Source organism: Pantoea sp. sgz302252, assembly GCF_047713085.1.
GTDB lineage: Bacteria > Pseudomonadota > Gammaproteobacteria > Enterobacterales > Enterobacteriaceae > Scandinavium.
Genome location: NZ_JBLFJW010000036.1, coordinates 41576 through 51404, shown reverse-complemented (window position 1 = coordinate 51404; position 9829 = coordinate 41576). Strand labels below are relative to the sequence as shown.

The window sequence follows — 9829 nt, the reverse complement described above, 5'->3', positions numbered from 1 at the left end:
GAAAGTGGGTAATGCAGAGTTGCGCAGCGCACTGTATATGCCAGCGGTTGTGGCAGGAAGGTACAATGAGGTGGTGAAAAACCTGATGGAAAGGCTGTCAGCGAGAGGGAAGACAGGAAAAGAACGGGTATGTGCAGGGATGAGAAAACTGCTGCAGCTGGCCTATGGCGTGGTGAAATCCGGACGCGAATTTAATGCTGAGATACCACTTGCCGGATGACCGGCAAGACGGTATCTCTCCCCAAAGGGGCGAGGGAGAAAATCAAATTCCCTCTCCCTTTGGGAGAGGGTCAGGGAGAGGGGTTACTCACAATGAATGCTCAACACAACACCTTTCCGTTAGCCAACCTCACCCTGCACCGAATCGACTTCCAGCCTGATACGTTCACCGACGCGGATCTCCTGTGGCTGCCGCATCACGTCAAACTTGCGCACTCGGGAAGAAAGCGTAAAGCCGAACACCTTGCCGGGCGATTAGCGGCCTTTTACGCCTTGCGGGAACAGGGGATCAGGCACATTGCCGATATCGGCGAGCAGCGCCAGCCGCTCTGGCCTGAAGACTGGTTTGGCAGTATCAGCCATTGCGGAAACACGGCGTTGGCCGTGGTGAGTCAAAGCGTTGTCGGTCTTGATATCGAAGAGATTTTTACGCCAGCGCTGTGCACGGAGATCGCCTCCAGCATCATCAATCTGGCTGAAGAGCAGATTCTGCAAACCCGCGACCTGCCCTTCCCTTTAGCGCTGACGCTCGCCTTCAGTGCTAAAGAAAGCCTGTTCAAAGCGCTCTCTTCTGCAACCTCCGGAATGCCTGGTTTTACCGGCGCGCAAATCATTGGCTTAAGCGAGCGACAGATCACCCTGAAAACGACGGCAGCATTCGCTCCAGCACTTGACGGGCAGCATCACTCAATCGTCTGGCAGCGGTTGGATCAGCAGGTGGTGACGCTACTGGCGAAAACTCTCTAGCTTATGTAGCTGCTGGCCTTGTTGATCAAAATTATCGGGCGCGAGCCACGCTTGTAGCGCTTTCTCAATGTCCGGCCATTCACCGTCGATAATCGACAGCCAGTCGCTGTCGCGGTTGCGGCCTTTACGGACCATTCGCTGGCGAAAGCGCCCTTCGAAGGTGAAACCAATACGTTCCGCGGCTTTTCGGGAGGCGGTGTTGAGGGAATCACACTTCCACTCCACACGGCGATAGCCGCAGGCAAAAGCTTCTTTGAGCAACAGCCAAACCACTTCCGTACTCAACGTGCTGCGTTTCATTCGTACTGACCAGCTTACGTGACCGATTTCGACAGTGCCGTGTACCTGGTCGATAGCCATCAGGCACACCACGCCGACGGCGCGCTCCGAATGCAAATCGATTACCGCAAACGGCACTAAACCTGAATCGTCGACTTTTGCCTGCAACCAGGCATGAGTGGCGTCTATTGTTGCAGGGCGCTCGCTGCCTAGCCACGTCCAGTCGCGATCGTCGCCCACCTGCGCAAAAGCATCAAATAGATCGGCAGCATGCTGACTCGCGTTCAGTGGTTGCAGCTGGCAGCTTCGTCCTGTCAGCGCCTTTCTGACCAGGGTTTCTGCTCCCTTCCAGTCAGGGACTCGATCACCCACCCATTGCCCGTATTCATTCAACTCTGCCACGTTGCCCCCTCTTTGCAAATGTCTTCCCGTTATAGCATACCCCAGCACAGCTTTCTGGCCGGGGAAGTGGCGCAGATGTCTGAGCGAGACAATACTGTTCAGACATCCCTCCACGCGCCGAGATGCCCATGCTGCTCCCCGATTTCCACGTTTCCACCCCGTTTACCTTAGGCATTGAACTGGAATTACAGGTGGTGAATCCACCGGGATTTGACCTGAGCCAGGACTCTTCTGCGCTGATTGCGCAGATAAAAGAGGCAGTCACCGTAGGCGAAATCAAGCATGACATCACCGAGAGCATGCTGGAGATCGCAACGGGCGTTTGTGAGGATATCCACCAGGCCAGCGCGCAGTTTTCTGCCATTCGCCAGACAGTGCTGGAGGCGGCTTCTCGTCAGCATGTGCAAATCTGTGGCGGTGGCACGCATCCGTTTCAGAAATGGCAACGCCAGGAAGTGTGCGATAACGAGCGTTATCTGCGAACGCTGGAACAGTTTGGCTATTTGATCCAACAGGCAACGGTCTTCGGCCAGCATGTCCACGTGGGGTGTGCGAACGGCGATGACGCGATTTATCTGCTGCATGGGCTTTCGCGCTTTGTCCCTCACTTTATCGCGTTGAGTGCCGCCTCGCCGTACCTTCAGGGCGCTGACAGCAAGTTTGCCTCTTCGCGCCTCAACGTTTTTTCCGCGTTTCCCGATATGGGGCCCATGCCCTGGGTGACGAACTGGCAGGAGTTTGAAGGGCTGTTTCGTCGGCTGAGCTACACCAGCATGATTGACAGCATTAAAGATTTGCACTGGGACATTCGCCCCAGCCCGCATTTTGGCACGGTGGAAGTGCGTGTGATGGACACGCCGCTGACCCTGGGTCACGCGGTCAATATTGCCGGGCTGATTCAGGCCACCGCCCGCTGGCTGCTCGAAACCCGGCCCTTTAAGCATCAGGAACGCGATTACCTGCTGTATAAATTTAACCGTTTTCAGGCCTGCCGATACGGGCTCGAAGGCGTGCTGACCGACGTTCATAGCGGCGAACAACAAACGCTTGCCGAAGAGATTCAACGCCTGTTGGACACCGTTGCCCCGTGGGCCGAAACGCACCAGGCAGGCAGCGCCATCGAGGCCCTTTCCCTGTTGGTAAAACAAGGTCATAGCGAGGCCGATAAGATGAGAGCGTTTATCGCAGGAGGAGGATCGTTGATTTCACTGGTGGAAAAACACTGCGAAATTTGGGCCGCCTGAGGCAGGAACTTAAGGTATCATCAGGCCTCATTTTTTGGCTTACGATAATTATTATGCTCGACTCCCTGATCACCGCCGGTGGCATTTTACTGATGGCGTTTCTCTCTTGCCTGCTGCTGCCCGCCCCTTCCCTGGGGCTGACAGTGGCGCAAAATCTGGTGACCGTTTTCCACCTGATGGATTTGAACCAGCTCTATACGCTGCTGTTTTGCGTTTGGTTCCTGGTGCTTGGCACAATTGAGTTTTTCGTCATTCGTTACGTCTGGCGACGCTGGCTGTCACCTTCTCGCTAATCCGGTGAATTCCCTCATTCCTTCCACCAGCGCTTCGCACCAGCCAGCATAATCATGGCCGCTGGAGGAAGGGTGAAAGCTCACGCGATACCCTTTTTCACGCAGCACCTGTTCAAACTCCAGCGTGTGTTTGTAGTTGCCACCGCCGGGGCCACTGGCCTCAAAAGTTCCCGCCTGTAACCAGAAACGCACCGGATAGCGCGGCGTGCGCTGGTATTCACGTGTCAGCCAGCTGGCGGCTTCCCCTTTCGGCGCCCACCAATAAGAGCCGGAAAGACTGAGCACATTCCCGAACAAGCGCGGATAGCGTAACGCCACCCACGAGGCGGCAAGCCCGCCGTAACTCGATCCTGCCACGATGGTTTTCTGCCGCTGCATATTCAGCCCCTGACGATGGAGCCAGGGCAGCAGCTCGTGCGCCATGAAATCGGCGAAATGGGGATTGGGTGGCAGTTCGGCGCTGCGGCGTGCGTGATCCAATGAATCAATAAACACCACGTTAACAGGCGGCAACACATGACGGGCAATCAGGCCGTCGAGAATGTTGGCGAAATGGTAATCGTCCTGATATTGCTTGCCGTCAAAAAGCAGCAACGTCCAGCGTGCGGGCTGCGGCAGTCTTGGGCGATAGAGCGTAATTTCCCGGGTGTTGCCAAGAAAATCGCTGTGCAGTTGATGGCGGGTTAGCGAGCCAGACTTAATCGGTGCCTTCATGGCCGACAGGCTGCAGTATCGTGAAGGGGTGAGCGCCAACAGAGAAGAACGATTCCAGCGATCTTGCTGAGGCTGTAGCGTATTGGGATTCAACGGATCGGCCTGGGCACTGGCCAACATCGCACGCTGCTTTTCACGCATGTTCCCCTCAATCAGTGGGACATCAGGCGCGAGTTTGTATTGCATCAGGGTGTCTGCGGGCACCACATAGCTGTGAAACCAGACGTCGGAATCCCCTAGTCGGAAGAGTGGGTCGTGATCGCCCGCAGGGGAACCAAGAATAAAGACGTTGTTGCGAGCGCCGCGCCAAAGGAAGGTGACGCGTTTATGTTTAACATCAACGGGCTCCACCAACGGCGTGCCTTCCTGCTGACGAGCTTGCCAGAAATCGGCTGTGGAGCCGCCCTGCTTCAGGGTTTTCGCCAGTTGCTGCAACAAAGGGCTTGTCGGCAAAGGACGTTCGAAACACACTTCCCCGCTGGCATCCAACTTCCCTTTTTGTTCTCCCTGAGCCGAAGGAGATTCGCAGGTTACTGCCGCTGCGGGCATTGCACTTAGCCCAATAAGTAAGCCACTCCACGCCATCTTCATTGTGCTTGTTTCCCTTTTCAACATTGCGCATCACGCTAATGCAAATAGGAATTGCTTTCAATAACATTTGTACTGTGGGTTTGCCGTGAAGACATAAAAAAAGCCCGTTAAACGGGCTTGTAGAGGGGGCTAGTGTGCGCGGCTCTGGTGTTCTTTACGCCAGGCGCCAGGCGGTTGTTTAAACGTTCGGGTAAAGACCCGGGTGAACGTCTGTTGCGAATCAAAGCCGTACTTCAGGCAAATGTCATACACTTTCTGATCGGTTTCTCGCAGTTCTTCTGCTGCCAGTCGCAGCTTGCGCTCGCGAATGTAGCGTCCAAGACTCTCCCCTTTTTGCTGGACAAACAGGCGTTGCAGGTGCCATTTTGAATACCCCGCATGACGTGCGATATCGTCAATACGCAGTGGCTGGTGCAGATTGTCGTCAATCCACTCGACAATGGTGTCAATAACCTGAGCGGAAATCGTCATACCTTCCTCCCCTCCTCTGAATGGCCCGGTGATTATTCCCACCAGGCACGAAATTGCTGGTCGCGATTAGCAACCCAAACAGGTTCACCCTGAACCGGTGTTAACAGGCGATAGTCTTTCCCTTCACTGGCTTTGGTCAGTTGTTTGTACGGGTCATCCCAGGTGTGTTTCGCAAGAACGAAACGTCCGGCATGGCCTGGCAACACAGCACGGGCGTTGAGATCAACCGCTGCCTGCGCCGTTTCTTCTGGCAGCATATGAATGTACTTCCAGTCCTGGTCGTACTGGCCGTTTTCCATGATGGCTACATCGACCTGACCAAACTGCTCGCCGATGGCCTTGAAATGCGGGCCATAGCCGCTGTCACCGCTGTAGTAAATATTTTGTTCTGGCGTGACGAACATGAAGCTCGCCCACAAGGTCTGGTTACGCTTCAGGCCGCGGCCTGAAAAGTGGCGAGCAGGCAGCACATGGACGGCCAACGAGTCGCTTATCTCAACTTTCTGGTTCCAGTCCGCTTCGGTAATTCTCTCGCTGTCCATTCCCCAGTAGCGCAGATGCGACCCCACGCCCAATGGCGTCACCACACGCTTAACCTTGGGCATCAGCCCTTTGAGGGTGGCGTAATCCAGATGGTCGTAGTGATCGTGCGAGATAATCAGCAGATCGATCTCCGGCATTGTCGCCGCACTCCAGGGATAGTCCCCTGCAAAGGCTTTATTCAAAAAGGAAAACGGTGCAGCATAACTGCTGAAGACCGGGTCAATCAAAATGCGTTTCCCGGAAAGCTGCAAATACCAGGAAGAATGCCCGAGCCAAATCATCACATCTTGTTGCACCGGCAGGCTCGCAAGATCGGTTTTCACCCTCGGTAACGGCTGCTGTGGACGAGCATTTTCACGCTTGACGGTCAGAAATTCCCAGATTGCGGCAGGCATGCTTTTTTGCCCGGACCAGCTCGGGGTGGGCTGCTGGTTGTGAAACTGACCGTCGCGATAGTTTGCGGAGCGTTCGACTGTGCTGAGCTGCGCGCCCTGTGGCGCTTTGCCAAACCCGGCATTGAGGACAAACGGTAAACTTGCAGCGCTGGCAATTAACATAATGACGACCACACTTAACAGAAGACGCTTCATATCCTGACCGTAGACAGACTCCATCCTGGAGACGCTGTGGGAAGAAACTTGATTATGAGTGAGTAAGCACTCATTATAGAAAAGAGAGGAAAGTCGTCAAGACGATTTTCAATTTTTGACATTCGCCGTTGAAGTGCTGCAAGCGGCATGTTTCAATCGACGTCTTTTACAGACTGAGAGGTAAAGTGTAGTGGCTCGTCCGAAGAGTGAAGACAAAAAACAAGCGTTGCTGGAGGCCGCCACGGTCGCCATCGCCCAGCAGGGCATCGCGGCATCGACTGCCCTGATTGCCCGTAATGCCGGGGTTGCCGAGGGAACGCTGTTTCGTTATTTCGCCACTAAAGACGACTTGCTCAATGCGCTTTATCTGCACCTGAAAAGCTCTCTGTGCGAGACCATGCTTGCCGGCATTGGCAATGCCGTGACGCCGAAAGATTTCACCCGCTGCATCTGGAACAGCTATATCAGTTGGGGCGTGCAAAACCCGATTGGCCACAAAGCCATTCGCCGTATGACCGTCAGCGAGAAAATCACCGCTGACACCAAACAGCAGGTTTCCGACATGTTCCCGGAACTCAATAAGCTCTGCGAGCGTTCGGTGCGCGAGGTGTTTCTCTCTGAATCCTACCGCGCCTTTGGCGATGCACTTTTCTTGTCCCTTGCCGAAACGACCATTGAGTTTGCCAGCCATGAACCGAAACGTGCAGGTGATTTGACCGCACTGGGTTTTGAAGCGATGTGGCTGGCACTGGCTGAGGAAGGCGTCTCATGAACGGGGAAGCGGTGGTCAAACACGCACACCAGTTCGCCCTTGAACTGCCCTTCACCGAGCAAGCGTGGCCGTTTGGCCCTGAATACGACGTTTACCAGGTTGGCGGCAAAATCTTCATGATTGCCCTGACGCTGCGCGGTCAACCCATCATCAATCTCAAAGCCAGACCGGATAACGTGCTGTTACATCAGGAAATTTATAAGAGCATCGGGCCGGGTTATCACATGAATAAAAAACACTGGATAACCGTCTATGGCGGCGAGGATATCAGCCCCGAGCTGGTTGAAGCGCTCATCGACGACTCCTGGCATTGCGTGGTGGATAAGCTGCCTAAACGGCAGCAAAAAATAATGCGTCCGGTGTGATTTTCTGTTTTTAACAACAAGTGTTATCGGATATTTAAGACTTATCTTTTCGCAGCTTGCGCTGTATTCTGCTCCCACTGAACGCACCCGCTACGCGGTGTTACCCCTTTGAGGAGCCATCATGGACATCATTTCCGTCGCTTTAAAACGCCACTCAACCAAAGCTTTTGATGCCAGCGCAAAGCTGACCGCCGAGCAGGCTGAAAATCTGAAAACCCTGCTGCAGTTCAGCCCATCAAGCACCAACTCCCAGCCGTGGCATTTTATTGTCGCCAGCACTGAAGAAGGCAAAGCGCGCGTGGCAAAATCTGCCGCGGGCGGTTTCGTTTTCAACGAACGCAAAATGCTGGATGCTTCTCATGTGGTGGTGTTCTGTGCGAAAACCGCGATGGACGATGCCTGGCTGGAAAAAGTGGTCGATCAGGAAGATGCAGATGGCCGTTTCGCCACCCCGGAAGCCAAAGCGGGCAACCACAAAGGCCGCACCTTCTTCGCCGATTTGCACCGCAAAGAGCTGAAAGATGACAGCCACTGGATGCAGAAACAGGTCTATCTGAACGTCGGTAACTTCCTGTTGGGCGTGGCCGCCATGGGCCTGGATGCGGTGCCTGTCGAAGGGTTTGATGCCGCGATTCTGGATGAAGAGTTTGGCCTGAAAGAAAAAGGCTTCACCAGCGTGGTGGTGGTGCCGGTTGGCCGTCACAGCGTGGAAGACTTCAACGCCAGCCTGCCAAAATCCCGTCTGCCGCAGAGCACTACAGTGACCGAGATCTAATCTCGCTGCCCGGCGATGGTCTGTCGTCGGGCGTCTTTCAGTAAAGCTTAATGATCGGATTTTCAACGCCACATGCCAGCGCATACCGCAGTGCTGTCGGATTCACCCGTAGCTTTTCAAGCTGACGATAGAACCTGGCTTGAACGATCAGCGGTAAAGCCAGAATTTCTTCCCTGACCGCCTTGTGACTTTCCAGATGAAACATATCGCTCTTCTCCCTGAGAACTTAGCATATAAGGCAAATTGCCTTAAAGGCTAAATTTGCACTTTTCGCCTGAACGTTAACGTATCAGGCAGAAAAGTGCAGGAACTCGCGAGGAAAATGGGGAACTGGCTTCAGAAGAATTTTACTTTTTTGCAGCGTGATACATTCCTGCGTGCCAGATTTTCTCGGCATATCGCCCCAGAACGGCCAGCGAGGCCGCTAAAATCAGGAAGAAAACCACTTTATGCAGGCCATCCCAGAAATACTCGAAGAAACGGGTGTAGAGATTGATGGCGAGGAACGTGAGGCCGAAGCCACGCAGCATGCCGTCATCGGTTTTCAGGCTGATATAAATACACACCCCGGCAGCAACGGCAAACAGCAATGCCCACGGAAGCAGCTCTGCATGTGAGCTGCTGCTCCAGCTATCGAGATCGTAGTTACCGAAAATCGACATGATCCACAGGGCGATAAACAGATAAGTCAGGCCCATGGCCTTGCTGACAGTCAACAGCTGGCGTGCCTGTAAAATACGTGTCAGCAGCACGCACCCCATCAACAATGCGCCGCCGAACAGGACGAAGCGAATCGGGTAATTCATGCCCAGCCAGTACGCGCCCCAGCCGGATACATAGCCCGTTTCTGCGCCAAACCAGTTGCCCAAAGCCAGCAGGAAAAACAGCCATACCAGTGAGGAACGAGCAAACCAGCCCACCGCGCCGTAAACCGCACAGCCCAGCAGGAACAGCGGCGCGATATGCCCACTGCCGTTATCCAGCCGTTCACCAAGCTGCCAAAGTGCCAGCGCAGTGAACACCACGCCAAGGAACAAGATAGCTTCAGTGCTGTAATGCCATTGGGTTTCCCGACGCTGCCGCCGAAAACCCCACCCATAAAAGACGGCTGCCAGAACGCCAGGCAAAATGATGCGTGAAAGACCAGAGAAAGAAAAAAGCGCCAGCAAATACGCCATCAGCTCGCTGTCCGCAAACAGGCTTGCCAGCGCAATCAATACACAAGCGATGGAAATCCAAAAGGCGTAACGGCTCAGTCGTCGCCAGTCAAAAGCCGTAGGGCGAAGCGTTGCCGCCAAACGCTGGTGTTCAGCCTCACTCAGCTCCCCTTCTCCCTGCCAGTCAGCTAAAGCCCGGCGAATAATACGTTCCTGCTTGCGGGTGACCTTCATCCTGTTTCTCCGTGACTTATCCGTTCTGTTTCGGTGCGGCCCTCTTAGGGAGGAGCATGACAGCGCATTCTCGTCCCCAGTGCCAATGGGAATCTCTTACCTGAAGTTTGCATCTTATTCTCTCAGCGATCATCATGACCACTGAAATAGAGGGGAAGTGATATCAGCCCGACGAACGCCGGGTTGTTGGGTTATCAGAAATCGTAGCTCATCGACACCTTCATGGTGCGAGGTTCGCCCTGGAAGATGTACGTGCCGTAGCTTTCTCCCCCGGACCATTTCGTTCTGGTTCGCATTCAACGCGACACGTGTGGGAAAAGGCACAGCAGTCTGAGGGTGCCTTTCGGCACTCCCCCCTTGTTTCACACTACGCTTTGCTTAGAACTGATAGCAAGAGGTGCTTATTTCTTCAGCAAAAGAGTTGTTTATTATT

Annotated in this window: 12 protein-coding genes and 2 pseudogenes; 7 read left to right on the top strand and 7 right to left on the bottom strand. The window is 54.3% G+C overall.

Features of this window, described 5'->3' with window-relative positions; genetic code table 11:
* Together ACLW56_RS21495 and entD are read left to right on the top strand one after the other, a co-directional pair.
* Window positions 1–220 (top strand): annotated as a pseudogene (locus tag ACLW56_RS21495) (IS110 family transposase); the annotation flags it as partial.
* A 92-nt stretch (window positions 221–312) separates the two neighbouring features.
* Window positions 313–966 carry an enterobactin synthase subunit EntD gene (gene entD, locus ACLW56_RS21490; protein WP_330985734.1) on the top strand — a complete coding sequence of 218 codons (654 nt, stop codon included), beginning with the start codon at window positions 313–315 and terminating at the stop codon, window positions 964–966.
* Here entD and ACLW56_RS21485 read toward each other — a convergent pair.
* On the bottom strand, window positions 946–1647 hold the full coding sequence (locus tag ACLW56_RS21485; protein ID WP_330985733.1) for a GNAT family protein: 702 nt from the start codon (window positions 1645–1647) through the stop codon (window positions 946–948). The genes entD and ACLW56_RS21485 overlap by 21 nt on opposite strands.
* A gap of 128 nt (window positions 1648–1775) precedes the next feature.
* On the opposite strand from ACLW56_RS21485, the gene ACLW56_RS21480 reads away from it, so the two are divergent.
* Both ACLW56_RS21480 and ACLW56_RS21475 read left to right on the top strand, forming a co-directional pair.
* Window positions 1776–2891 (top strand): YbdK family carboxylate-amine ligase, encoded by a 1116-nt coding sequence (locus ACLW56_RS21480; protein ID WP_330985732.1) that lies wholly within the window; start codon window positions 1776–1778, stop codon window positions 2889–2891.
* Window positions 2892–2944: 53 nt separating this feature from the next.
* Window positions 2945–3184 carry a DUF1158 domain-containing protein gene (locus tag ACLW56_RS21475; protein ID WP_415378058.1) on the top strand — a complete coding sequence of 80 codons (240 nt, stop codon included), beginning with the start codon at window positions 2945–2947 and terminating at the stop codon, window positions 3182–3184.
* Here ACLW56_RS21475 and ACLW56_RS21470 read toward each other — a convergent pair.
* From ACLW56_RS21470 to ACLW56_RS21460, 3 genes are all read right to left on the bottom strand, one after another.
* Complete coding sequence (locus tag ACLW56_RS21470; protein ID WP_330985731.1) at window positions 3170–4489, bottom strand: alpha/beta hydrolase-fold protein; 1320 nt, start codon at window positions 4487–4489, stop codon at window positions 3170–3172. The two genes, ACLW56_RS21475 and ACLW56_RS21470, sit on opposite strands and share 15 nt — an antisense overlap.
* Before the next feature lie 129 nt (window positions 4490–4618).
* The gene (locus ACLW56_RS21465; protein ID WP_330985730.1) at window positions 4619–4960 is read right to left on the bottom strand and encodes a RamA family antibiotic efflux transcriptional regulator; all 342 of its coding nucleotides are present in this window, start codon (window positions 4958–4960) and stop codon (window positions 4619–4621) included.
* A gap of 32 nt (window positions 4961–4992) precedes the next feature.
* Window positions 4993–6093: an MBL fold metallo-hydrolase gene (locus ACLW56_RS21460; RefSeq protein WP_330985738.1), complete on the bottom strand. Its 1101-nt coding sequence runs from the start codon at window positions 6091–6093 to the stop codon at window positions 4993–4995.
* A 190-nt stretch (window positions 6094–6283) separates the two neighbouring features.
* On the opposite strand from ACLW56_RS21460, the gene ACLW56_RS21455 reads away from it, so the two are divergent.
* The 3 genes from ACLW56_RS21455 (at window position 6284) to nfsB (ending at window position 8005) form a co-directional block, all read left to right on the top strand.
* Window positions 6284–6865, top strand: a complete 582-nt coding sequence (locus ACLW56_RS21455) for a TetR/AcrR family transcriptional regulator (RefSeq protein WP_330985729.1) — start codon at window positions 6284–6286, stop codon at window positions 6863–6865.
* Complete coding sequence (locus tag ACLW56_RS21450) at window positions 6862–7230, top strand: MmcQ/YjbR family DNA-binding protein (RefSeq protein WP_330985728.1); 369 nt, start codon at window positions 6862–6864, stop codon at window positions 7228–7230. The genes ACLW56_RS21455 and ACLW56_RS21450 overlap by 4 nt, the downstream gene beginning before the upstream one ends.
* 121 nt (window positions 7231–7351) lie before the next feature.
* Complete coding sequence (gene nfsB / locus ACLW56_RS21445; protein ID WP_330985727.1) at window positions 7352–8005, top strand: oxygen-insensitive NAD(P)H nitroreductase; 654 nt, start codon at window positions 7352–7354, stop codon at window positions 8003–8005.
* A 37-nt stretch (window positions 8006–8042) separates the two neighbouring features.
* On the opposite strand, the gene ACLW56_RS21440 is transcribed toward nfsB, so the two are convergent.
* From ACLW56_RS21440 to ACLW56_RS21430, 3 genes and pseudogenes are all read right to left on the bottom strand, one after another.
* Window positions 8043–8210: a hypothetical protein gene (locus tag ACLW56_RS21440; RefSeq protein WP_330985726.1), complete on the bottom strand. Its 168-nt coding sequence runs from the start codon at window positions 8208–8210 to the stop codon at window positions 8043–8045.
* A 142-nt stretch (window positions 8211–8352) separates the two neighbouring features.
* The gene (locus tag ACLW56_RS21435; RefSeq protein ID WP_330985725.1) at window positions 8353–9396 is read right to left on the bottom strand and encodes a DUF2157 domain-containing protein; all 1044 of its coding nucleotides are present in this window, start codon (window positions 9394–9396) and stop codon (window positions 8353–8355) included.
* A gap of 194 nt (window positions 9397–9590) precedes the next feature.
* Window positions 9591–9705 (bottom strand): annotated as a pseudogene (locus ACLW56_RS21430) (hypothetical protein); the annotation flags it as partial.
* Window positions 9706–9829: the final 124 nt, after the last annotated feature.

Coding starts and splice junctions, on each gene's coding strand:
- entD (WP_330985734.1), top strand. CDS start 313: ATGAATGCTCAACACAACACCTTTCCGTTAGCCAACCTCACCCTGCAC.
- ACLW56_RS21480 (WP_330985732.1), top strand. CDS start 1,776: ATGCTGCTCCCCGATTTCCACGTTTCCACCCCGTTTACCTTAGGCATT.
- ACLW56_RS21475 (WP_415378058.1), top strand. CDS start 2,945: ATGCTCGACTCCCTGATCACCGCCGGTGGCATTTTACTGATGGCGTTT.
- ACLW56_RS21470 (WP_330985731.1), bottom strand. CDS start 4,489: ATGAAGATGGCGTGGAGTGGCTTACTTATTGGGCTAAGTGCAATGCCC.
- ACLW56_RS21465 (WP_330985730.1), bottom strand. CDS start 4,960: ATGACGATTTCCGCTCAGGTTATTGACACCATTGTCGAGTGGATTGAC.
- ACLW56_RS21460 (WP_330985738.1), bottom strand. CDS start 6,093: ATGAAGCGTCTTCTGTTAAGTGTGGTCGTCATTATGTTAATTGCCAGC.
- ACLW56_RS21450 (WP_330985728.1), top strand. CDS start 6,862: ATGAACGGGGAAGCGGTGGTCAAACACGCACACCAGTTCGCCCTTGAA.
- nfsB (WP_330985727.1), top strand. CDS start 7,352: ATGGACATCATTTCCGTCGCTTTAAAACGCCACTCAACCAAAGCTTTT.
- ACLW56_RS21440 (WP_330985726.1), bottom strand. CDS start 8,210: ATGTTTCATCTGGAAAGTCACAAGGCGGTCAGGGAAGAAATTCTGGCT.
- ACLW56_RS21435 (WP_330985725.1), bottom strand. CDS start 9,396: ATGAAGGTCACCCGCAAGCAGGAACGTATTATTCGCCGGGCTTTAGCT.